We start from the raw sequence: 22,662 nt of genomic DNA on the forward strand, positions 1-22,662 counted from the left end.
GGAAAGAACCCCTCATCCGGCGCTGCGCGCCACCTTCTCCCAAAGGGGAGAAGGAAGAACACCTCTCGCTGAATTCCGGCGTCCTGCCAGCAACTGCTCCGCCTCCGCCGCAATCCGCTCGACGATCTCCGCCGCCGGTGGGATATCATGAATCAACCCAACCGCCTCGCCGGCGATCACGGCCGCGACATCGAAATTGCCCGCCGCCCTTGCTGCCGCATACTCGGAAGCGACTGCGGCAACATTCTGCATCAGCTCGACCTCGCGGCCGATCCAGCGCTTGGCATGATCGTTGACCAGGCACCGCCCGGTAAACGGCGCCGGCCAGACATTGTTGCGGGAGAGATCGAAGAGGATGCCGCGCACGGTCGAACCGGAGTTCGCCGCGCAGATGCGGCGCTTGGCCTCCTCCGCACCGTCGGCCTCCTGGCTGGCATAGAAGCGCGTGCCGAGCAGCACGCCGCTCGCGCCCAGCATCATCATGGCCGCGAGGCCGCGCCCATCCGCGATGCCGCCAGCCGCTACCACTGGAACGCGCCCCGCGACGAGATCGACGATGGCGGGCACGAGATCGACAGTGGTGCGCGAAGCGCCATGACCGCCCGCCTCCGTGCCTTGCGCAATCAGGATGTCAGCACCGGCATCGAGCGCCTGCCGCGCCATCGCTTCGTCCTGCACCTGGCAAATCAGGCGCGCGCCGGCGGATTTGATCTTGGGCGCGAACGGCGCGGGATCGCCGAACGACAACATGATCGCAACTGGTTTTGCAGCGAGCGCGACATCGAGAAGCTCGGGCCGCTTGGCGAGGCTCCAGGTGATGAAGCCGATCCCGAACGGTGCACTGAGGTCGGCGAGCTTCGCCCTCTCCTGCTCCAGCCAGACCCGTTCGCCATAGCCGCCGCCAAGAATGCCGAACCCGCCGGCGCGGCTCACCGCCGCGACCAGGCGGCTGCCGGCAATGACATCCATCGGCGCCAGCAGGATCGGATGCTCGATCCCCAGCAGCGTGGTCAGCGACGTCGTCATCGGCATGGCTCCTCCCCGATCTGGACAGCGAGACTAGGCGCGACTAGCATTCTCGAAAATTGAATTGTTGCGAACGCTGCCATCTCAAAAGCGAAACGACACCATGGAACTCAGCGATATCAAGACCTTCGCCGCCGTCGCCCGCACCGGCGGCATCACCCGCGCCGCCGAAGAGCTCAACACCGTGCAGTCGAACGTCACCCAGCGCGTGAAGGCGCTGGAGGCGGAGATCGGCACACCGCTGTTCGAGCGGCACTCGCGCGGCATGACGCTGACCGGTGCCGGCAAGCGCCTCCTCCCCTATGCGCAAAAGATGGCGGCGCTGTCGCGCGAAGCCGTGCTCGCCGCGCGCGATGATGGCGAGCCGAAAGGACCGCTCGCGATCGGCTCGATGGAGACCACGGCAGCCGTGCGATTGCCGCCACTGCTCGCCGATTTCCACCGCCGCTTCCCGGCCGTGCGCCTTTCGTTGCGCACCGCGCCGACCGCCGACCTCGTCGCCCTCGTGCTCGACGGCACGCTTGACGGCGCCTTCGTCGCTGGACCCATCACGCATGACGACCTCACCGCGACGAGCGCGTTCCGCGAAGAGCTGGTGCTGGTCAGCGCGCGCCGCTGGGCCTCGCTCGCCGAGCTGCGCGCCGGCACGCCGGAGTCGGGTCCGACCGCGCTGGTGTTCCGCACCGGCTGCACCTATCGCCAGCGGCTCGAACAGATCTTCGTCGAATTCGGCTGGCCATCGGCGGCGCGCTTCGAGCTCGGCACGCTCGACGGCATGATCGGCTGCGTCGCCGCCGACATGGGCGTGACCCTGCTGCCGCGCGCCGTCGTGGAACGCAGCGCGATGAACGGCGCCGTCGCCGTCCACACGCTGAGCCCGTCACATGCACGTGTCGAAACACTCTTCATCCAGCGCCGCGCCGGACATCAATACAGCGCGCTGAGCGGTTTTGCCGATTGCCTGAAGAAGGACGAGGACGTCATCGCGGCATGACGGAGCGCCAACGTTCCGCGCCACGAAATTCGTCACAAATCCATCGCGTTTGAATCGATCCGCGCTGCGTGCTGCCATCGCAGCGCAGCACTTCGAAAAGCTTTGAAGCCCGCGCTTCTTCTACGTTAGGATGAGTGACTGGCCAGCGCGAAACCATAAACGAAGCCAAACACCGGCAGAAAACATCGGGAGGACTATTGATGCGCAATACGCTCGTGTTGTGCTGCGTCGCTGCGTTGTCGGCGATTTCAGGAACTGCAAGCGCACAGGACTGGACCAAGTCGAAATGGGGGCCGAACGACGAGATCGGCGCCGCCAACTACATGACGCCCGAGCTCGTTGTGAAGGCGGCATCGCTGGTGAAGACCGGCAAGACCTACGCCCTCGGCATCCCCGTCACGCCGCAGACGCCCGCTTACCCGCCGCGTACCTTCAAGCTCACCATCGTGCAGCCCGGACAGGCCGGCACCCCGGGTCTCGGTCCCAACAAGGCCACTTACAACGATGACATCCTCGACAGCTGGGTCGGCATCGGCAGTCAGCTCGACGGGCTCGGCCATCTCGGCGTCGAGCACGTCTACTACAACGGCAACAAGCTGGCCGATTTCGCCGATCCCAATGGCTTGAAGAAGCTCGGCATCGAGAAGGTGCCGCCGATGGTCGCCCGCGGCGTGCTGCTCGACATGGCCGCCTATTTCAAGACCGACGTGGTGAAGGAAGGCACCGCCTTCAACGTCAAGGAGATCGAGGAAGCCGCCAAGCAGCAGAACGTCGAGATCCGCCAGGGCGATGTCGTCATCTTCCACACCGGCTGGCTCAGCCTGATCGGCAAGGACGACAAGCGCTACTCGGCCGGCGAGCCCGGCCTCGGCGTCGAGGGCGCGAAGTACCTCGCCGGCAAGGGCGTCGTCGCGGTCGGCGCCGACACCTGGGGGCTCGAGGTGTTGCCGTTCGAAGGCAAGACCGTGTTCGAGGTACACCAGATTCTGCTCGCGATGAACGGGACCTATATCCTCGAGAACATGGACACGGCGGCGCTCGCGCGCGACAAGGGCTACGAATTCCTGTTCGTGCTGGGCCAGCCGCGCTGGACCGGCGCCGTGCAGGCCATGATTAACCCGATCGCGATCCGCTGAGCTGAAAATCGGGCGAGGAGCCGCTTGCCGCGCGGCAGGCCCCTCGCCCACCCCTTCGTCACCGCGGCCTCAGATGCCACCGCCGCAATGCCACGACGGCCCAGATCGCCTCGACCAGGCCGAACGGCCAGGCGCCTTGCAGGAAGCCATAGGCCGACCCCAGCGCGCAGGACGCCGCGAACAGCAGCACGAACCAGTGGCTGCGATCCTCCAGGGCATAGCAGACCAGCATCGCCGTCACGGCAAACAGGCCGAATAGTGTCAGTGCATCCATGGTTATCAGTTCACCCCGCAACGCGACGCATGATATGCGCTAAAGCCATGCCGGCTCCTATCCTGCCTCTCATCGATGCTGCAACCCACTGGCCCGCGCGCGGCGCGCTGGTCGGCCTCGATTTGGGCACGAAGACCATCGGCGTTGCGGTGTCCGACCCGGACCGGCGGCTGGCGACCGGAGTCGAGACGATCCAGCGCAAGCAGTTCAAGCAGGATGCCGCCAGGCTGCTGGCCATCGCCACCGAGCGCAAGGTGGTCGGCTTCGTGCTGGGCCTGCCCATCAACATGGACGGCAGCGAAGGGCCGCGCGCGCAATCGACCCGCGCCTTCGCGCGCAATCTGGCCGGATTGACCGCGCTGCCCATCGGTCTCTGGGACGAACGTCTTTCGACCGCGGCGGTCGAGCGCGAGCTGATCGGCATGGACGTCAGCCGCGCCAAGCGGGCCGAGGTGATCGACGAGCACGCCGCGATCTTCATCCTGCAAGGCGCACTCGATCGCCTTGCCAATCTACGCACGAGCCCGGGACCGGACTGATCCATGGCCGTCGTCATCGCGGCGCTACTGCCGGTCTTCATCCTGATCGTGCTCGGCATCGTGCTGAAGCGCAGCCTGATGCGGCTCGACACGCAATGGCACGGGTTGGAGCAGCTGACCTATTTCGTGTTGTTTCCGATGCTGCTGATCCAGACCCTGGTAAAAGCCGACCTCTCCAAGGTGCCGGTCGCCGGCGTCGGCGGCGCGCTGCTGCTGTCGGCACTGGCGATGTCGCTGTTGTGCCTCGCGCTGCGCCCCGCCCTGTCGCGGCTCGGCATCGACGGCCCCGCCTTCACCTCGATCTTCCAGGGGGCGACGCGCTGGCAGACCTTCGTTGCGCTGTCGATCGCCGCCAATCTGTTTGGCGATGTCGGGCTGGCGCTCGCCTCCGTTGCGATGGTGGCGATCATCCCGCTCGTCAACGTGTTCAGCGTGTCGGTGCTCGCTCGTTACGCATCGCCGGAAAAGCAATCCGGCCGCGCCATCTTCATGACATTGGTGCGCAATCCCTTGATCTGGGCCTGCGTCATCGGCCTTACTGTCAATGTCACCCATCTGCCGCTGCCAAGGCTCTGGCACGAGGTTGCAGACGCGCTCGGCAGTTCCTCCCTCGCCATCGGCCTGCTCGTCACAGGCGCGGGACTGCATCTCGAAGGGCTCTTCCGTCCAAGCCTCGGCGCAGCCGTCGGTGTTGTTTTCAAGCTCTTGCTGATGCCCGCGCTCGCGATGGGTCTCGGTCTCTGGTTCGGGCTTTCCGGCAACAGCCTGGCGATCGTGGCGATCTGCTCGGCGGTGCCGACCTCGTCCAGCGCCTATGTCCTCGCCCGCCAGATGGGCGGCGATGCGCCGCTGCTCGCGCAGATCATCACGTTACAGACCATCCTGGCCGCGATCACGATGCCGATCGCGATCGCGCTGGCGGCCTAGCTCCCCAGCCACATCGTCAGCACCACCGCGGTGAGATTATTCAGCGCGTGCAGCACGATGGTGAGCCACAGCGAGCCGGAGCGGTAGCGCATGTAGCCGAACCACAGGCCGATGGCAAAGACTTCGGCGAGGAAGTACATGTCGTACTGCAGATGGACGATTGTCCACACGAGCGACGACAGCAGGATCGCGCCGGGTGCGCGCAGGAAGCTCGCCGACCAGCCACGATAGAGGAAGCCTCGCGCCAGTACCTCTTCCGACATCGGCGCCGCCACAGCGAACGCGGCGAGCAGCAGCAGCGCGGCGCCCTTGTCACGGCCCGTTTTCAACAGATCGGTCATGAAGCCCGGCGTCGCCTCGCGGCCGAGGGCGCGCGACATCGTCTCCCAGAGCAGCACGATCAGGATGAGGCCGACGGCGCCGAACAGCAGCTGCTTCCAGGACGGCCAATGCAGCGCGAGATAATCGATGAACGAAGCTTTCTTGATGCGAATGGCGAGCCAGACCGCGGCCAGTGTCGTCGGCAAGCCCATGATGACCGAGAGCGCAAGCGTCTGGGGCTCGCGGCCGACGACCTGCAGCGAAGCGAGGTCCATGGGTAGACCACGCTGCGCCGCCAGCAGAAGGACGGCGCCGATCTGCCCGACGAACATCGCAACGAAGATGAAGAGGCCCCACACCGCCGTGCCCCAGAACTTCCAGACACGCGGCGCCGCCGGCGTCGCGGTCAGCGTCGGATGATCGGGATTGAGGGAGTCCATCAGCTGGCTTTCGTTTTGGAGATTCACGGCAGCGCCCGCTCCAGCAGCGCGCGCACGGCGGCGCTGTCGAGCTCGACCGCGCCGTACATACCGGCATGGTTCGTCGCGAGGCGGGTCGCGGCAAACAATTCGGCCTGGCGCGGCGACACGCCATTGAGCGCGGCGGTCGCGGCCAGCAATGCCAGCTTCTCAACCGCAAGCCGCGCGACGCGCTCGCCGTCGGCGCGCCGAAACGTCTTGCCGATGAAGCTGGCCGCCTCGCCCGCCCCCGGCAGCCCCTTGGTCTCGGCCGCCAGCGCTTGCAGCACCGCCGTCGCCGCCTCGCCCTCGCGCGAGAGCGCGCGGAGCACGTCGAGGCACATCACGTTGCCCGAGCCCTCCCAGATCGCGTTGACCGGCGACTCCCGATAATGGCGCGCCAGAATGCCGTCCTCGACATAACCGTTGCCGCCCAGGCACTCCATCGCCTCAAACAGGAACGGCGGCGCGCTCTTGCAGGTCCAGTATTTGATCGCGGGCGTGAGCAGCCGCATATAGGCCGCCTCCGCCGCATCGTGCGGCGTGCGGTCGAAGGCGCGGCAGAGCCGCATCACCAGCGCCGTGCTCGCCTCCACATGCAGGGCCATGTCCGACAGCACGGCCTGCATCAGGGGCTGATCGGCCAGATGCTTCTGGAACACGCTGCGATGCCGGGCATGGTGCAGCGCATGCGCAAGCCCCGAGCGCATCAGGCCGACGGAGGCGATCGCGCAATCCTGCCGCGTCAGCTGCACCATCTGGATGATGGTGCGGATGCCCTTGCCCTCCTCGCCGACCCTTTCGGCATAGGCGCCCGTGAATTCGACCTCGGATGAGGCATTGGAGCGGTTGCCGAGCTTGTCCTTCAGCCGCTGGAACTGAATGGCGTTGACCGATCCGTCCGGCGCGAAGCGCGGCATGAAGAAGCAGGTCAGCCCGCCTTCGGCCTGCGCCAGCACCAGGAACGCATCGCACATCGGCGCCGACATGAACCATTTGTGGCCGGTGATGCGATAGCCGTCCCCGTCGCGCACCGCACGCGTCATGTTGGCGCGCACGTCGGTGCCGCCCTGCTTCTCGGTCATGCCCATGCCGAGCGTCATGCCGCGTTTCTGCCACCACGGCGCAAAGCTCGGATCGTAGCTCTTGGTCGACAACACCGGCATCACGCGCGCGAGCAAGTCAGGCTGCATCGCCAGCGCACCGACGGAGGCGCGCGTCATCGTGATCGGGCAAAGGTGGCCGGTCTCGACTTGCGCAGCCATGTAGAACTTTGCGGCACGAATGACCTCAGTGGCATCGCCCGCAGGTTTTCCGTCCGCCATCCACGTCGAATTGTGCACGCCGGCATGCGCACTGTGCGCCATCAGCTCGTGATAGGCGGGATGAAACTCGACCTGGTCGCGGCGATTGCCTTTGGCATCGAAGCTGCGCAGCTTCGGCGTGTTCTCGTTCGCAAGGCGCCCGCGATCGGCCATTGCTGCCGAGCCCCAATGCCGGCCGAACTCCGACAGTTCCCGCTCCGCCGCTGCGCCGCCATTGGACCTGACCGCCTCGACCAGCGGCCGGTCCACGGCGAAAAGATCGACGTCCTCGAACGGCGGCGACTGGTTGAAGACCTCGTGGGTCGCAAATGTGGGCTGGGTCATTTTGCGTCCTCGGCGCGGAATCAGTTCCGTCGCGGCTGGATCGGGAAATCATAGGCCGCCCCGCCTGCCCCCGGCAGCGAAAAATGCCACCACTCCTTCGAATAGTTCACAAAGCCTTGCCTGGCCATCGCAGCCACCAGCCGCTTGCGCCAGGCGCGCTGCTCCGGAGTGATCGATGGTGCCGCAGTGTGCCCCTTCGGGTCGGTACAGTCGTAGCCTGTGCCCATGTCGACGCTGCCCTCGGGCGCCCGCGCCTCGACCGGCGCCGTGCAATCCGCGTAGGTCTTGGCTGGATCATATTTGGCAGAATTGTCCGCCCTGAGATCGACCAGCGTGAGATCGAGCGCCGCACCGGTCGAATGCTGAGAGCGGCTCGCAATGTAGCCGAGGCGGAACAGCTCGGTCTTCGGGATCTTCGGATTGTAGCGCCGCTCCGACGCGGTCTCGCGGCCGTTCTGCGACCACTTGACCATGTCGAGCGAGGCCCGCGCCGGCCGGTAGCAGTCGAACATCTTGAGCGAGAGATTTTGCGCCGCCAGCTCCTGCTGCACCGCTTTCAGCCGCAGCCCCACCTCGCGCTTCACCACGCATTCGCCTGCTTGGTAGCCGGCGAGCGGACGGCCGACGAAATTGTTCGACGTGGCGTAACGGACATCCTGGATGATGCTGGGATCGATATCGCGCAGATAGACGAAGTCACCGGGCAAGCTCTGCGCCCGCACGGGAACGAGAAACGATAGTGCGAGCAGCACGACAAGCGCGACGCGCGCCGCGGTTCCGGTCCTTGCGGTCATTGCATCGGATCCGAGTTGACCAGAAGCTTCGTGATCGCCGTGTCCGTATATTTGTTGCCGGCCCAGACATCGTCGATGATGAACTGCATCCAATGGGCCGACACCGGCGGCCGCAATGTCAGCAATTGCGCCGACAGCTTGTCGTCGAGAATGAAGGTCTGCGACTCGCCGCCCGAGAACAGCACGCGGATCTGGCGAACCCTGTTGTTCTTGGCGAAGATGTCGGGGCTTTTCTGATAGCCGTTGTGCACGTGGATCGACTTGACCCGCCGCACGGTTTCGAACTCGATGGTGATCCATTCGCCGATGCCGTTGCCGGATGCGCCCTCCACCCAGGCCGTCCCCGTCGAGGCGTCGAACAAATTCGCTGCGCCGTACGAATTGCCGAATTGCGGCTTCAGCATCGAGCTGACGCAATAGGTCTCGAAGCCGCTGCGGGCGCAGCTTTCGCCTGCCGCGGAAGGACGCGGCGGACGCATGGTGGCGCGCTCCGCGACCGCAGGCCTTGCCGGCGGCTTCACCAGCATGCCCGCCACTTTCGGCGCCCCGTTCGACGATTCCGCATTCCAGAGAAAGATGCGCCCGCCGAGCGTCTGGTCGTAATAGGCGGGCGTCTGCTCGTGCGGTGCTGCTTGTCCTCCGGCATCCGTCGCCGTCAGCGCCAGCGCCGCCACGCGCTCGCGCACCTCGACCGCGAGGTCGCCGAGATGCAGCTCGGGCCGCTTGAGCTGCTCGACAAATATCCGCGTGAACACCGAATTGTGCGCCGTATCGTTGCTGCCAAGCTGGTCGAGCGCGGTCTGGCCGATGCCTGCGGAATAGAGCGTGAAGATCCCGCGCGCGGGCCGGGCGTCAGCAAGCCCCCGCGTGTTCCCGATCGAACGTCCCGCGGCGCGAGGAAACGGATTGTCACGGCAGGCATCGATGACGACGAAGGCGACCCGCACTGCCTTGGCCTGAAGCTCCGCGATCACGTCGGGCTCGGCGATCGAGGCCCCGCGCACCCGCGCCTCGGCGCCCTCGTTCACAGTGGGAACGTCGCTCGGCACGAGGTAGTTCACGCCTGCGATCGCAACGCCGTGTCCGGCATAGAACACGGCGGCGGTATCGCCCGGCACGAGCCGCGACGTGAAATCCGCAAGCCGGTCGATCATGCCCTGCCGGCCAAGATTGGTCCCGAGCACGATGTCGAACCCGAGCGACCTCAGCGCGTCGGCCACGGTCGTTGCGTCATTGGCGGCCTTCCTCAATTGCCGGTCGGCCGGCAGGTTCGGATAGAGATCGTTGCCAATCACGAGTGCGACGCGTTTTTCGGCCCAAGCCGGTGTCGCAAGGCCAGCCATGCACGCGGTCGCGAGCGCAGCAACATTGCGCGCCAGTCGATTAAAATACCGCGTGCCCGTCATGATCCAGCCCGTGACGCAACCAATGTTGCGAGTCTAGCGCAAAGCGGCTGCCCCGAACACCGGCTGGCGGCGCCGCCTCCGCCGCAAAGCGCCGTGGATAAGTCCGGCGGCGGGATTTGAAGCTTGCTCCCCCCGCCGTCCGCCCCTATAGCTCTGCTTTTAATGACATCGAAATCGACCTTCGTCCTCGGCCACCGGCATTTGCTGGGCATCGAGGGCCTTTCCGCGGCCGACATCAGCGGCCTCCTCGACCTGTCCGAAGAATATGTCGAGCTCAACCGCCAGGTTGACAAAAAGCGCACCGTCCTGCGCGGACGGACGCAGGTGAACCTGTTCTTCGAGGCCTCCACCCGGACCCAATCCTCGTTCGAGCTTGCGGGAAAACGGCTGGGCGCCGACGTCATGAACATGTCGGTCGCCTCCTCGTCCATCAAGAAGGGCGAGACACTGATCGACACCGCGATGACGCTCAATGCGATGCACCCGGACATCCTGGTGATGCGCCATCACGCCTCCGGCGCGGTGGAACTGCTGGCCCGCAAGGTCGACGGTTCCGTGATCAATGCCGGCGACGGCGCGCACGAGCATCCGACCCAGGCGCTGCTCGACGCGCTCACCATCCGCCGCAACAAGGGTCGGATCGAGGGGCTCGTGGTCGCGATCTGCGGCGACGTGATGCATTCGCGCGTCGCCCGCTCCAACATCATCCTGCTCAACACCATGGGCGCCCGCGTCCGCGTCGTCGGGCCCTCCACGCTGCTGCCGCCGGGCATCGAGCGGATGGGCGTCGAGGTCGCTCGCGACATGCGCGAGGGTCTCAACGGCGCCGACATCGTCATGATGCTGCGGCTGCAGCGCGAGCGCATGAACGGCTCCTTCGTGCCCTCGTCGAGCGAATACTTCCACTATTTCGGGCTCGACCAGAAGAAGCTCGCTTACGCCAAGCCGGACGCGCTCGTGATGCATCCCGGCCCCATGAACCGCGGCGTCGAAATCGACACGGCGGTCGCCGACGGTGCGCAATCCCTGATCCGCGAGCAGGTGGAGATGGGCGTCGCCGTGCGCATGGCGGTGCTGGAAGCGCTCGCCCGTAACCTGCCGAACGCGTGATGCCGATGTTGACCGATCGCCGCCCCATCCTGCTGGCCAATGCCCGCGTCGTCGATCCCTCCAGGGATTTCGACGGCGTCGGCGACGTCCTGATCGCGGACGGCAGCATCCGCGAGACCCGCCGCGGCATTGGCGCGGCCGGCGTCCCCGAGGGCACCGACATCGTCAATTGCTCCGGCAAGATCGTCGCACCCGGCCTGATCGACATGCGCGCCTTCGTCGGCGAACCCGGCTTCAGCCACCGCGAGACCTTTGCCACCGCGAGCCAGGCGGCCGCGACCGGCGGCATCACCACCATCATCTGCCAGCCCGACACCTCGCCGGTGATCGATAATTCGGCAACGGTCGACTTTGTGATGCGCCGCGCCCGCGACACCGCGATCGTCAACATCCAGCCGATGGCCGCCCTCACCAAGGGCATGCACGGCCAGGAGATGACCGAGTTCGGCCTGCTCAAAGCCGCTGGCGCCGTCGCCTTCAGCGATGGCGCCAGAAGCGTGACCAATGCGCAGGTGATGCGCCGCGCGCTGACCTATGCGCGCGATTTCGACGCGCTGATCGTGCATTACACCGAGGACCCCGATCTTGTCGGCGAAGGCGTGATGAATGAGGGCGAGTTTGCCTCGCGGCTCGGCCTGATGGGCATCCCGAATGCCGCCGAAGCCGTGATGCTGGAGCGCGATCTGCGCCTCGTCGCCCTCACCGGCGGCCGCTACCACGCGGCGTCGCTGACCTGCATCGATTCCCTCGACATCCTTCAGCGCGCGCGCGATGCCGGGCTCGCCGTCAGCGCCTCGGTCTCGATCAATCATCTGGCGCTGAACGAGAACGACATCGGTCCTTACCGTTCGTTCCTGAAGCTGTCGCCGCCGCTGCGCACCGAGGACGACCGCCGCGCCCTGGTGGCGGCGATCGGCTCCGGTCTGCTCGATGTCATCATGTCCGACCACAATCCGCAGGACGTCGAGGGCAAGCGCCTGCCGTTCGCGGAAGCCGCGCCCGGCGCCGTCGGGCTCGAGACCATGCTGCCGGCGGGCCTGCGGCTGGTGCACAATGGCGAGATCGAGCTGAAGACGCTGATCCGCGCCATGTCGACCCGCCCGGCCGAGCTACTCGGCCTGTCGGGCGGAACCCTTCGCGCCGGCAGCCCCGCGGATGTCATCGTGATCGACCCCGACGTGCCCTGGGTGGTCGATCCCGCCGACCTCAAGTCGCCCTGCAAGAACACCCCGTTCGACGAGGCCCGCTTTACAGGCCGGGTGGTGCGCACCATTGTCGGCGGACGAACGGTATATGAGCATGTCTGACGTGCGGCTTCGTTCCACGTGGAGAATGGGCCTTTGGAGATGCCGCCATGGCGCTTGAACCGTTTCTGCCGGTGGCTTTCGTCATCGGCTATCTCCTCGGCTCGATTCCGTTCGGGCTGATCCTGACCAGGCTCGCGGGCACCCAGGATATCCGCTCGATCGGCTCCGGCAGCATCGGCGCCACCAACGTGCTGCGCACCGGACGCAAGAGCCTCGCCGCGGGAACCCTGCTGTTCGACGCGCTCAAGGGCACCGTGGCGGTGGTGATCGCCGGCTACATCGCAGGCCCCTACGCCGCAATGGTAGCCGGGCTCGGCGCTTTCCTCGGCCACCTCTTCCCGGTCTGGCTGAAGTTCAAAGGCGGCAAGGGCGTCGCGGTGTATATCGGCATCCTGCTGGGGCTGTTCTGGCCGGGCGCCGTCGTGTTCTGCCTGCTCTGGCTGGCGACCGCCTTCACCACCCGCTATTCCTCGCTCTCGGCGCTGGTGGCGGCGTTCATCACACCGATGTTCCTCTGGTGGTTCGGTCATCTCGCATTGTCGGCGCTCGCCGCCGTGCTGACCCTGCTGTTGTTCTACGCGCATCGCGAGAACATCAAGCGCCTGCAAGCGGGCAAGGAAAGCCGGATCGGCGAGAAGGCCTAGAGCATGATCCGGAAAAGTGCGTAGCGGTTTTCCGAAAAGATGATGCTCAAACAATAACCTAAAGCGTGATGACGATTCCTAATCGCATCCCGCTTTAGAGCGTTTTCGAGCGAATTGGATTCCGGTTCGCGTCGCGACAACGCCTCAAACAAGAATTTGAGGTCGGAAAAAGTACGGATACCGCCGCACCCCTTCCGCATTATATGCCAAATCCTGTTCGCAATTCTCCTGCGAGTCACGGCAGGCTGTAGCGAACTGGTTCCATGCCTGTCATCCTGATACGGGAAACGGCGTTAGGCGGTTGCTCAGAATGAGCGAGAAGATTGTCGGCGTGAATGACGGGATCGGCTCGCTCGGTGCTTCCGGCACTGCAGCAAGCCGGCTGCTCTCGGCTACCAATATCTGGTCCGACGCGCCGCTGCCCCCGCCTGCCCCTGCTCCACGGCCAGCGCCGCAACCGGAGCCCGCAGTCAAGCCTGACGCTCCGCTCGATGTCGTCGTCACCAAGGCTGCACCGGCCGCGCCCGCGCGGGCGCGTTCCGAGCAATGGCCGCCGCGAAAGCTTTCGCTGGCGCTGCAGGGCGGCGGCACCTTTGCCGCCTTCACCTGGGGCGTGCTGGAGCGCCTGCTCGAAGAGACCTCCATCGAGATCGACACCGTCAGCGGCGCCAGCGCCGGCGCCATCAATGCGCTGCTCCTCGCTTGCGGCCTGGCCGAAGGCGGCCGTGAAGGCGCACGCTCCCGGCTGAACCGGTTCTGGGTCCGGCTGATGCACGAGGCCTCGTTCCGCTCACTGATGCTGATCGGCGGCTTTTCGCCGGCGGGAAGCTCGGTCGCGTTCGGCCCGACCCTGCGCTCCGGGCAGTTCGATCCGTTCGATCTCGATCCGCTGCGGCAGGCGGTCTCCCGCGACATCAATTTTTCCGTCCTGCGCCATGCGCGGTGCCCAAAACTGCTGATCGCGGCGACGCGGATCCGCGACGGACAGCAGCAGATTTTCGGCAACGAGGCCATCACCGCCGACGTCGCGCTGGCCTCGACCTGCCCTCCGCTGGTCCATTGTGCGGTCGAGATCGATGGCGAGGCCTATTGGGACGGCGGCTTCGGCGGCAATCCGCCGCTGCTGCGCCTGGTGCAGGACACCGCGGCAACGGATCTGCTGCTGGTCCAGGTCACGCCGACGCGCGACAGCTATGTGCCGATCACGCTCGCCGCGATCGACCGCCGGCTCGACCAGATCGCGGCGAACGCCGCGCTCAATGCCGAGATCTCCGCGATCGAATGGGCGCAGTCGCACATGGCCTCTCCGCTGCGGCTCACCAGGATCGCGGCGGAAGACTCCGTTGACGGCCTGGCGCAGCGCTCATCCACCGATCTCGGCCGCGGCTTCATTCGCCTGCTGCACCGGAGCGGTCGCGAGGCCGCGGAACGTTGGCTTGGACAACGTGCAAGAGCCGGCTCAGCGCCCGCTCAGGCCCGTGCTCCCTCCGAACCTGCGCTAGCGTGATTTCGCCAGCGCGTCCTCCAGGAACCAGGCAGAGGTCAGCGCGACAGGATCATTGCCGAAGCGCGCGATCACCTGCACGCCAACAGGCAGGCCGCCAACCTTCAGCACCGGCACATTGACGCAAGGATTGCCCATCAGCGTCCACAGCCGGTTGTAACGGGGCGAGCCGGTCGAGGCGAGCTCCTTGGCTGGCGCTATGCCCGGCGCCGAATAGGTCAGCAACACGTCGAACCCTTCGAACAGCTCGCCGAGCTCGCGGCGGCCGCGGCGGGCGATGCGGCGCGCATCGTCGTATTCCTTCGATGTCAGTCCGACCGTCTCATCGAGGCTGGCGCGCAGCAGCGGCGCGATCTCGTCGTGACGCTCGGAAAACTCCCAGGCCAGCGCGCGATGCGCCTCGAAGTTCTGGATGATGGGATGGATGCGCCAGGCTTCCTTGACCGCCTCGGGCAGATCGATGATCTGCACGCGGGCGCCGGCCTTCTCGGCCGCCTTGATCGCAGCCAGCAAACCCTCCTCTGCCGCCGGCTCCACGGCTTCGGCAAATTCCTGCCTGACCACGCCGATGCGCGGCGCCTTGGCTGGACCGATGCCGTCGAATTCAGTGCGGCCGGTAATCGCCAGCAATCCGCGCGCGAGATCTTCCGCGCGGTTACCGAACAGGCCGACCGTGTCGAGGGCCCACGAATAGCACTTCACGCCGATGGTCGGCAGCATCCGGAACGATGGTTTTATCGCGGCAGCGCCGCAATAGGCCGCCGGCCGGATCACCGAGCCTCCGGTCTGGGTGCCCAGCGCCAGCGGGATCATGCCGGCGCCGACGGCCGCCGCCGAACCCGCGGACGAGCCGCCGGGCGAATGCGCCGTATTGTGCGGATTGAGCGTCGGCGTCGGATCGCTCGAGGCGAACGCGGTCGTGGTGGTCTTGCCGATGATGGTGGCCCCGGCTCGCTTCAGCATCATCACGACCGGCGCATCGGCGCGCGGCTGCCAGCCGCGATAGATCTCCGAGCCCATCTCGGTCGGCATGTCAGCGGTGTCGATGATGTCCTTGATGCCGACGGCAATCCCGCGCAGCGGGCCCGAGGCTTGCGCTCTCGCGGATTTGTCGTGCCGGACGAAAGCCTGAACGTCCTTCTCCTTGGCTTCGATCGCCGCATGCGACTGAGCGATGGCGGCGTCGGGCGAAAGCTCCCCCGCTTCAATGCGGCGCTGGAGGTCGGCGAGTGAGATCATGACAACATCCTTCTTATTGGCATCGCTTTTAGCATCGCAGCGAGGTCGTGCAAGCGCACGTCCCTGTTGCGCAACGCCCTCTGGTTGTTCCATGCTGTCCCTGCAAGGAGATGCCGTGGACGCCATCAATTCAAGCGTGGAGCTGACCGAGGCTGAGCGGATCGACCGGCTGCGGCTGATCCGTTCCGACAATGTCGGGCCGCGCACCTTCCGCTCGCTGGTCGATCATTTCGGCAGCCCGCGCGCCGCGCTGGAGCGGCTGCCCGATCTCGCCCGCCGCGGCGGCGCGGCGCGATCGGCGCGCATCTGCAGCGCGGATGAAGCAAAGGCCGAGCTCGCCGCGAGCCGCAAGTTCGGCATGGCCTGGCGCGCGCCCGGCGAGGACGGCTATCCGGAGCGGCTGGCGATGATCGACGATGCGCCGCCGCTGCTCGCGGTGCGCGGCGACACCAAGACCCTGATGCGGCCGATGATCGCGATCGTCGGCTCACGCAACGCCTCCGGCGCCGGCCTCAAATTTGCCGGCCAGCTCGCGCGCGAGCTCGGCGAAGCCGGCTTCGTGGTCATCTCCGGGCTCGCCCGCGGCGTCGACCAGGCCGCGCATCGCACCAGCGTCGAGAGCGGCACGATCGCGGTGCTCGCCGGCGGCCACGACTGCATCTATCCGCCCGAGCATGGCGACCTGCTCGCCGCGATCCTCGACCACGCCGGCGCTGCGATCTCCGAAATGCCGCTCGGACATGAGCCGCGCGCCCGCGACTTTCCCCGGCGCAACCGATTGATCTCGGGCGCTTCGCTCGGCGTCGTCGTGGTCGAGGCGGCGCACCGCTCGGGCTCGCTGATCACGGCACGCATGGCGGCCGAACAGGGCCGCGAAGTGTTCGCCGTCCCGGGCTCGCCGCTCGATCCGCGCGCCGCCGGCACCAACGACCTGATCAAGCAGGGCGCAACGCTCGTCACCGAAGCTGCCGACATCATCAACGCGGTTCAGCCGATCATGGAGCGGCCGCTGATGCATCCCGCGGGCGAGCCCGACAGCGAGCCGTTCGAGAGCGATCCGCAAAGCCATGATCGCGACCAGATCACCGCCCTGCTCGGCCCGGCCCCTGTTACAATCGACGACCTCGTCCGGATGTCCGGCGCTTCGCCCGCGATCGTGCGCACCGTGCTGCTGGAGCTCGAGCTCGCCGGCAAGCTCGAACGTCACGGCGGCGGATTGGTGTCGCTGGTTTAGCCTCCCCAGGTGTCATTCCGGGGCGCGACGAAGTCGCGAGCCCGGAATCCATTCATCCACTTGATCTGTGGCCAAATGGATTCCGGGCTCCCTCGCTTCGCTCAGGCCCCGGAATGACGGGATGAACTATCGAGGCGCAACGCTAGCCGTCGTTACGCTGGTCGAACTTCGTGCGCGCGGCCTCGATCTGATCCAGATGGTCCTTCGCCCATGTGCCGAGCGCCTCGACGGGGCGCGACAGGCCGTGGCCGAGATCGGTCAGCTCATAGTCCACCCGCGGCGGGATGGTCGGAAAGATCGTGCGCGTAACGAGGCCGTCGCGCTCGAGGCCGCGTAGCGTCAGGGTCAACATCCGCTGCGAGATGCCGTTGATCATGCGCTTGAGCTCGTTGAAGCGCTTTGGCCCGTCGCTCAGCATCATGATGACGAACACGCTCCATTTGTCGCCGACGCGGGACAGCACGGAGGCGACCCCACGGCAGTCCGCATGGTTGGGATCCGGCATGGGCCTGGTATCCAGTCTCGGATTTGGCCGCGGCGGTGCGGGCAATTCGGTGTGCGCAGGTTTCAATGATGTGCCCATGGCTCAAAAAAGTGCGTTCTTGCGGGGATTTCGATAGTCACACATGTAGCTCTGGTTACAAACTTATACCAGGGTGACCCCACATGAAACTCCTCCATATCGACTCCAGCGTGCTCGGCCCCCACTCCGTCAGCCGGCAGGTTTCCGGCGCCATCGTCGACCGGCTCCGGCAGGCGACGCCCTCGCTTCAAGTCGTCTACCGCGACCTGACCGAGAGGCCGCTAGCCCATCTCTCCGGCTCGCATCTGGCGGCCGCGCAAGGCGCCCCCGCGCCGGCGGAACTCGGGCCAGACCTTGCCGCAAGCGCCGCGGCACTCGAGGAGTTCCTGGCCGCCGACATCGTCGTGATCGGCGCGCCCATGTACAATTTCACCATTCCGAGCCAGCTCAAGGCCTGGATCGACCGCATCCTGGTGGCGGGGAAGACTTTCAAGTACGGCGCGGCCGGGCCGGAGGGGCTCGCCGGCGGCAAGCGGGTGATCGTGGCCATCTCGCGCGGCGGCCACTACGGAGCAGAGACGCCTTACGCAGCCGGCGAGCATCTCGAAACCTACCTGCGCTGGGTGTTCGGCTTCATGGGTATCACCAGCGTCGAATTCATCCCGGCCGACGGCATCCAACTCGGGCCGGAGCACCGCGAGAAGGCGATCGCTGGTGCGCTCCAATCGGCAACAAGCCTGAGCGCGGCCTAGCCGCAGCTAACACTTCGGGCGCAACGCGAATGTTGCGCCCGAGCAGGTTCGCTTGATTTGATCAGCCGCGATAGATCGGCGCGCCGCTCGGCGAGGCCACCGCGCCGCCGTCGACGAAGATTTCCTGGCCCTGCACATGCGCGGAATCGTCGGAGGCGAGGAACAGCACCGTCTTCGCCACGTGATCGGTTTCACCGAGGCGGCCGAGCGGCGTCGACAGCGCGATCCGCTTCTCGAACGCCTTCTCGGCTTCCGGTGTCGCGGTCGCAGGCCCCCAGATCGGGGTGCGGATCGCACCCGGCGCGACCACGTTGACGCGGATGCCGCGCGGCGACAGTTCTGAAGCCATGATCCGCGCCATCGCCCGCACGCCGGCCTTCGCCGCGCCATAGGCCGAGTAGCCGGGAATGCCGAGCACCGAGATCACCGAGCCGTTGAGGATGATCGAGGCGTTGTCGTTGAGATGGGGCAGCGCGGATTGAACGGTGAAGAACACGCCGGTGAGGTTCGTGCTGATCACCTTCTCGAACACCTCTGGTGTCGCCGATCCCAGCGGCGTGCCGCCGGCGATGCCGGCATTGGCGAACACGATGTCGAACTTGCCGAACTTCTCGGCGCCCTGCTTGATCGCCGCTTCCGTCGCCGCGATGTCCGTCGCGTCGGCTGGCAGCGCGAGCGCGTTCGGCCCGAGCTCCTTCGCGGCCGCCGCCAGCGTCTCCTTGTTGCGCCCGGTGATCACCACCTTGGCGCCCTCGGCCACGAACAGTTTTGCCGTCGCCAGCCCGATGCCGCTATTGCCGCCGGTGATCAGCGCCGTCTTGTCCTTCAGTCTCACGCTCGCCTCCAGTAGTTGCATTATGAAACTAGATTGCCATCTAGGCCGTTTGGTTTTATGATGCAACCACACAAGCGCGTGATCGGCGCCCGGGCCGTGCGAATGCGACAGGATGGACGAGGATGGTGAAACGGACGAGCTTCGAGGGCGATGCCTGCCCGATCGCACGGTCGCTGGAGGCGCTCGGCGACTGGTGGTCGCTCCTCATCATCCGCGAGGCGCTGTTCGGCGTCCGCCGCTTCGGCGAGTTTCAGAACAAGCTCGGCATGGCCAAGAACATCCTGGCGGCGCGGCTACGATCGCTGGTCGACCATGGCATTTTGGAAACCGCCCCCGCCTCCGACGGCAGTGCCTATCAGGAATATGTGCTGACGCCGAAGGGCCGCGGCACTTTCCCGATCCTGGTCGCGCTGCGGCAGTGGAGCGAGGAGTTCGACGACCGTCCCGAGGAGATTGCGACGATGCTGGTCGATCGCGAGAAGGGCCGTCCGGTGAAGAAGCTGGAAATGCGCGCCGAGGATGGCCGCCTGCTCACGCCGGCGGAGACCACGCTGAAGCCACGACCGTCGTCGCGACGTCGGTCGGCGTGATTGTGGCGCACCGCCCCCACGACGTCATTGCGAGGAGCCCTTGCGACGAAGCAATCCAGAATCCCACCGCGGCAAGACTCTGGATTGCTTCGCTTCGCTCGCAATGACGGGGGAGAGAGCGGCGCTCAAGTCTCTCACGATCACCGGGGAGCCCACTCTCACGACAGCTTGCGCTTGCTCCGTAGCCGCAGGTGCTCGTCGGCCTCGAGCTTGGTCATGCCTAAGAGATAATGCAGCACGTCCAGCTTGTGGCGCTCGGCCAGCTTGCGTAAGGCCCCGGTCTGCTCGGCGATGAAGGCCACGGCCTCGTCGGCACCGCCCTCCCCCGGTTCCTCGTGACGCGTGCCCCCCGGCGCGCCGGATCCGGCGCGCGCCCGTTTTTTTCCTGGCTTGGTCACCAGTACCCCACCCGAATCCATGCCGCGACAGGACATTACGCCCACATCAACCGCAACTCCAAGGTGGTATTCTGCAACTTTTTCGATATGAAACTTTTCCCATTGCGGCGCCTTTCAACACCCCACGATTTGACAGGGGGCCGCTCACCACCCATGTTCGGGTCGAAACGGCCGACCCGAGTCCTTTCGTTTTCGGCCCAAGATTTTCCCGTAAGCCACTGGAACTAAATGAATATCGTCATTGTGGAGTCGCCGGCGAAAGCCAAGACGATCAACAAATATCTGGGCTCGTCCTATGAGGTTCTGGCCTCGTTCGGCCATGTCCGCGATCTCCCGGCGAAGAATGGTTCCGTCGATCCCGACGCCAATTTCAAGATGATCTGGGAGGTCGACCCCAAGGCGGCCGGCCGGCTCAACGATATCGCGAAGTCGCTGAAGGGCGCCGACCGCCTGATTCTCGCCACCGACCCCGATCGCGAGGGCGAAGCCATCTCCTGGCACGTGCTCGAGGTAATGAAGGAGAAGCGCGCGCTGAAGGATCAGAAGATCGAGCGCGTGGTGTTCAACGCCATCACCAAGCAGGCCGTCTCGGAGGCGATGAAGCATCCGCGCGAGATCGACGGCGCTCTGGTCGACGCCTACATGGCGCGCCGTGCACTCGACTATCTGGTCGGCTTCACCCTCTCCCCCGTGCTGTGGCGCAAGCTGCCGGGCGCCCGCTCGGCCGGCCGCGTGCAGTCGGTGGCGCTGCGCCTCGTCTGCGACCGCGAGCTCGAGATCGAGAAGTTCGTAGCCCGCGAATATTGGTCGCTGATCGCGACCCTGCTCACCCCGCGGGGCGACGCCTTCGAGGCGCGCCTCGTCGGCGCCGACGGCAAGAAGATCCAGCGCCTCGACATCGGCACCGGCGCGGAAGCCGAAGACTTCAAGAAGGCGCTGGAACTGGCGACTTACGCCGTCACCGCGGTCGATGCCAAGCCGGCCCGTCGCAATCCGCAGGCGCCCTTCACCACCTCGACGCTGCAGCAGGAAGCCAGCCGCAAATACGGCTTTGCGCCGGCGCATACGATGCGCATCGCCCAGCGTCTTTATGAGGGCATCGACATCGGTGGCGAGACCACCGGACTCATTACTTATATGCGTACCGACGGCGTGCAGATCGCCCCCGAGGCGATCACCCAGGCGCGCAAGGTGATCGGCGAGGATTACGGCAACGCCTACGTGCCGGATAGCCCGCGCCAGTACCAGGCCAAGGCCAAGAACGCCCAGGAAGCGCACGAAGCGATCCGCCCGACCGACCTCTCCCGCCGCCCCGACAGCATGAGCCGCAAGCTCGATGCCGATCAGGCCAAGCTGTATGAGCTGATCTGGAAGCGCACCATCGCGAGCCAGATGGAATCCGCCGAGCTCGAGCGGACCACCGTCGACATCACGGCGAAGGCGGGCTCTCGTACGCTGGAGCTGCGCGCCACCGGCCAGGTCGTCAAGTTCGACGGCTTCCTCGCGCTCTACCAGGAAGGCCGCGACGACGAGGAGGACGAGGATTCCCGCCGCCTGCCCGCGATGAGCCAGGGCGAGGCCGTGAAACGGCAGAGCCTGTCCGTCACCCAGCATTTCACCGAGCCGCCGCCGCGATTCTCGGAAGCATCGCTCGTCAAGCGCATGGAGGAGCTCGGCATCGGCCGGCCCTCGACCTATGCCTCGATCCTCCAGGTCCTGAAGGACCGCGGCTACGTCAAGCTGGAGAAGAAGCGTCTGCACGGCGAGGACAAGGGCCGCGTCGTGGTCGCCTTCCTCGAAAGCTTCTTTGCCCGCTATGTCGAGTACGACTTTACGGCGAGCCTCGAAGAGCAGCTCGACCGTATCTCCAACAACGAGATCTCCTGGCAGCAGGTTCTGAAGGACTTTTGGACCGGCTTCATCGGCGCCGTCGACGACATCAAGGAGCTGCGCGTCGCCCAGGTGCTCGACGTGCTCGACGACATGCTGGGCCAGCACATCTATCCGCCCCGCGCCGATGGCGGCGATATCAGGCAGTGCCCGAATTGCGGCACCGGCCGGCTGAACCTCAAGGCCGGCAAGTTCGGCGCCTTCGTCGGCTGCTCGAACTATCCGGAATGCCGCTACACCCGTCAGCTCGCCGCCGATGGCGAGGCGACTGCTGACCGTTCGCTCGGCCAGGATCCCGACACGGGTCGCGATGTCTGGGTCAAGGCCGGCCGCTTCGGCCCCTATATCCAGCTCGGCGAGCAGAAGGATTATGAGGAAGGCGAGAAGCCCAAGCGCGCCGGCATTCCGAAGGGCACCTCGCCCAGCGACGTCGATCTCGAGCTTGCGCTGAAGCTGCTGTCGCTGCCGCGCGAGATCGGCAAGCATCCGGAGACCGGCCAGCCGATCACCGCGGGCCTCGGCCGCTTCGGACCGTTCGTGAAGCACGAGAAGACCTATGCGAGCTTAGAGGCCGGCGACGAGGTGTTCGACATCGGCCTCAATCGTGCGGTGACGCTGATCGCGGAGAAGGTTGCCAAGGGTCCGAGCCGCCGCTTCGGCGCCGATCCCGGCAAGGCGCTCGGCGATCATCCGACGCTTGGCACCGTCACCGTGAAGAGCGGCCGTTACGGCGCCTATGTCACCGCGGGCGGCGTCAACGCGACGATCCCGGCCGAGTTCGAGAAGGACACCATCACGCTGCCGCAGGCGATCGCGCTGATCGACGAGCGCGCCGCCAAGGGTGGCGGCAAGGGCGGCGGCAAGGCCAAGAAGGCGGCGAAGCCGGCCAAGGCCAAGAAAGCGTCAGAGAAGGCTGCGGACGGCGAGGACGCCGCACCGAAGCCGAAGAAGCCGGCTGCGAAGAAAGCCGCGGCCAAATCCAAATCCGAATCCACCAGCAAGGCGCGCGCCGCCGTGCCGTCGACCGCAAAGACGTCGCCGACCAAGGCAGCCGCCACCAAGAATCCGGCAAATACTCCGGCCAAGAAGAGTGCCGGCAAGACCTGAGATCA

General features: G+C 66.0%; 22 protein-coding genes. 12 read left to right on the top strand and 10 right to left on the bottom strand.

The window, feature by feature from the left end:
• Nucleotides 1-12 precede the first annotated feature (12 nt).
• Nucleotides 13-1,032 (bottom strand): nitronate monooxygenase family protein, encoded by a 1,020-nt coding sequence (locus I6F36_RS02230; protein WP_225170964.1) that lies wholly within the window; start codon nucleotides 1,030-1,032, stop codon nucleotides 13-15.
• A 97-nt stretch (nucleotides 1,033-1,129) separates the two neighbouring features.
• Here I6F36_RS02230 and I6F36_RS02235 point away from each other — a divergent pair, with 97 nt between their 5' ends.
• Nucleotides 1,130-2,020: a LysR family transcriptional regulator gene (locus tag I6F36_RS02235; RefSeq protein ID WP_225170965.1), complete on the top strand. Its 891-nt coding sequence runs from the start codon at nucleotides 1,130-1,132 to the stop codon at nucleotides 2,018-2,020.
• 200 nt (nucleotides 2,021-2,220) lie between these two features.
• Nucleotides 2,221-3,156: a cyclase family protein gene (locus I6F36_RS02240; protein WP_036025535.1), complete on the top strand. Its 936-nt coding sequence runs from the start codon at nucleotides 2,221-2,223 to the stop codon at nucleotides 3,154-3,156.
• 58 nt (nucleotides 3,157-3,214) lie between these two features.
• On the opposite strand, the gene I6F36_RS02245 is transcribed toward I6F36_RS02240, so the two are convergent.
• Nucleotides 3,215-3,430, bottom strand: coding sequence for a hypothetical protein (locus I6F36_RS02245; protein WP_225113861.1), 216 nt, complete (start codon nucleotides 3,428-3,430; stop codon nucleotides 3,215-3,217).
• Between the two features lie 47 nt (nucleotides 3,431-3,477).
• Here I6F36_RS02245 and ruvX point away from each other — a divergent pair, with 47 nt between their 5' ends.
• Both ruvX and I6F36_RS02255 read left to right on the top strand, forming a co-directional pair.
• Complete coding sequence (gene ruvX / locus I6F36_RS02250) at nucleotides 3,478-3,969, top strand: Holliday junction resolvase RuvX (RefSeq protein ID WP_036025537.1); 492 nt, start codon at nucleotides 3,478-3,480, stop codon at nucleotides 3,967-3,969.
• Between the two features lie 3 nt (nucleotides 3,970-3,972).
• A complete protein-coding gene (locus I6F36_RS02255; protein ID WP_225170966.1) occupies nucleotides 3,973-4,896 on the top strand; it encodes an AEC family transporter in 924 nt (307 codons plus the stop codon).
• Here the strand turns inward: I6F36_RS02255 and I6F36_RS02260 are convergent.
• Genes I6F36_RS02260 through I6F36_RS02275 form a run of 4 tightly spaced genes read right to left on the bottom strand, consistent with a single transcriptional unit; the run spans nucleotide 4,893 to nucleotide 9,461 of the window.
• Complete coding sequence (locus I6F36_RS02260; protein WP_225171082.1) at nucleotides 4,893-5,657, bottom strand: CPBP family intramembrane glutamic endopeptidase; 765 nt, start codon at nucleotides 5,655-5,657, stop codon at nucleotides 4,893-4,895. The two genes, I6F36_RS02255 and I6F36_RS02260, sit on opposite strands and share 4 nt — an antisense overlap.
• A 23-nt stretch (nucleotides 5,658-5,680) precedes the next feature.
• Entirely contained in the window at nucleotides 5,681-7,324 is a 1,644-nt protein-coding gene (locus I6F36_RS02265) for an acyl-CoA dehydrogenase family protein (protein ID WP_225170967.1), read from the bottom strand.
• Nucleotides 7,325-7,344: 20 nt separating this feature from the next.
• On the bottom strand, nucleotides 7,345-8,118 hold the full coding sequence (locus tag I6F36_RS02270; protein WP_225170968.1) for a M15 family metallopeptidase: 774 nt from the start codon (nucleotides 8,116-8,118) through the stop codon (nucleotides 7,345-7,347).
• Nucleotides 8,115-9,461, bottom strand: a complete 1,347-nt coding sequence (locus I6F36_RS02275; RefSeq protein WP_225170969.1) for a caspase family protein — start codon at nucleotides 9,459-9,461, stop codon at nucleotides 8,115-8,117. The genes I6F36_RS02270 and I6F36_RS02275 overlap by 4 nt, the downstream gene beginning before the upstream one ends.
• Before the next feature lie 225 nt (nucleotides 9,462-9,686).
• Between I6F36_RS02275 and I6F36_RS02280 the strand changes: the two genes are divergently transcribed.
• The 4 genes from I6F36_RS02280 to I6F36_RS02295 all read left to right on the top strand — a co-directional run bounded on the left by I6F36_RS02280 (nucleotide 9,687) and on the right by I6F36_RS02295 (nucleotide 14,092).
• Nucleotides 9,687-10,634: an aspartate carbamoyltransferase catalytic subunit gene (locus tag I6F36_RS02280; protein ID WP_036015092.1), complete on the top strand. Its 948-nt coding sequence runs from the start codon at nucleotides 9,687-9,689 to the stop codon at nucleotides 10,632-10,634.
• Between the two features lie 5 nt (nucleotides 10,635-10,639).
• Nucleotides 10,640-11,941, top strand: a complete 1,302-nt coding sequence (locus I6F36_RS02285) for a dihydroorotase (protein ID WP_036015131.1) — start codon at nucleotides 10,640-10,642, stop codon at nucleotides 11,939-11,941.
• A gap of 47 nt (nucleotides 11,942-11,988) precedes the next feature.
• Nucleotides 11,989-12,585, top strand: coding sequence for a glycerol-3-phosphate 1-O-acyltransferase PlsY (gene plsY, locus I6F36_RS02290; RefSeq protein ID WP_036015094.1), 597 nt, complete (start codon nucleotides 11,989-11,991; stop codon nucleotides 12,583-12,585).
• A gap of 310 nt (nucleotides 12,586-12,895) precedes the next feature.
• Nucleotides 12,896-14,092, top strand: coding sequence for a patatin-like phospholipase family protein (locus tag I6F36_RS02295; RefSeq protein WP_225170970.1), 1,197 nt, complete (start codon nucleotides 12,896-12,898; stop codon nucleotides 14,090-14,092).
• Here the strand turns inward: I6F36_RS02295 and I6F36_RS02300 are convergent.
• Entirely contained in the window at nucleotides 14,084-15,328 is a 1,245-nt protein-coding gene (locus tag I6F36_RS02300) for an amidase (protein WP_225170971.1), read from the bottom strand. The two genes, I6F36_RS02295 and I6F36_RS02300, sit on opposite strands and share 9 nt — an antisense overlap.
• A 91-nt stretch (nucleotides 15,329-15,419) precedes the next feature.
• On the opposite strand from I6F36_RS02300, the gene dprA reads away from it, so the two are divergent.
• On the top strand, nucleotides 15,420-16,562 hold the full coding sequence (gene dprA / locus I6F36_RS02305; protein WP_225170972.1) for a DNA-processing protein DprA: 1,143 nt from the start codon (nucleotides 15,420-15,422) through the stop codon (nucleotides 16,560-16,562).
• A 142-nt stretch (nucleotides 16,563-16,704) separates the two neighbouring features.
• Here the strand turns inward: dprA and I6F36_RS02310 are convergent, their stop codons facing one another.
• A complete protein-coding gene (locus tag I6F36_RS02310) occupies nucleotides 16,705-17,145 on the bottom strand; it encodes a helix-turn-helix domain-containing protein (RefSeq protein ID WP_225170973.1) in 441 nt (146 codons plus the stop codon).
• A gap of 83 nt (nucleotides 17,146-17,228) precedes the next feature.
• Between I6F36_RS02310 and I6F36_RS02315 the strand changes: the two genes are divergently transcribed.
• Nucleotides 17,229-17,837, top strand: coding sequence for an FMN-dependent NADH-azoreductase (locus tag I6F36_RS02315; protein WP_225170974.1), 609 nt, complete (start codon nucleotides 17,229-17,231; stop codon nucleotides 17,835-17,837).
• A 61-nt stretch (nucleotides 17,838-17,898) separates the two neighbouring features.
• Here I6F36_RS02315 and I6F36_RS02320 read toward each other — a convergent pair whose 3' ends face one another.
• Nucleotides 17,899-18,672, bottom strand: a complete 774-nt coding sequence (locus I6F36_RS02320; protein ID WP_192893186.1) for an SDR family oxidoreductase — start codon at nucleotides 18,670-18,672, stop codon at nucleotides 17,899-17,901.
• Between the two features lie 122 nt (nucleotides 18,673-18,794).
• Between I6F36_RS02320 and I6F36_RS02325 the strand changes: the two genes are divergently transcribed.
• Nucleotides 18,795-19,262: a helix-turn-helix domain-containing protein gene (locus I6F36_RS02325; RefSeq protein WP_225170975.1), complete on the top strand. Its 468-nt coding sequence runs from the start codon at nucleotides 18,795-18,797 to the stop codon at nucleotides 19,260-19,262.
• Nucleotides 19,263-19,420: 158 nt separating this feature from the next.
• Here the strand turns inward: I6F36_RS02325 and I6F36_RS02330 are convergent, their stop codons facing one another.
• The gene (locus I6F36_RS02330) at nucleotides 19,421-19,660 is read right to left on the bottom strand and encodes a hypothetical protein (protein ID WP_225170976.1); all 240 of its coding nucleotides are present in this window, start codon (nucleotides 19,658-19,660) and stop codon (nucleotides 19,421-19,423) included.
• Nucleotides 19,661-19,888: 228 nt separating this feature from the next.
• On the opposite strand from I6F36_RS02330, the gene topA reads away from it, so the two are divergent.
• A complete protein-coding gene (topA, locus tag I6F36_RS02335; protein WP_225125082.1) occupies nucleotides 19,889-22,657 on the top strand; it encodes a type I DNA topoisomerase in 2,769 nt (922 codons plus the stop codon).
• Nucleotides 22,658-22,662: the final 5 nt, after the last annotated feature.

The sequence above is a fragment of the Bradyrhizobium sp. BRP19 genome (genome assembly GCF_020194195.1).
In the GTDB taxonomy this organism is placed as follows: domain Bacteria; phylum Pseudomonadota; class Alphaproteobacteria; order Rhizobiales; family Xanthobacteraceae; genus Bradyrhizobium; species Bradyrhizobium yuanmingense.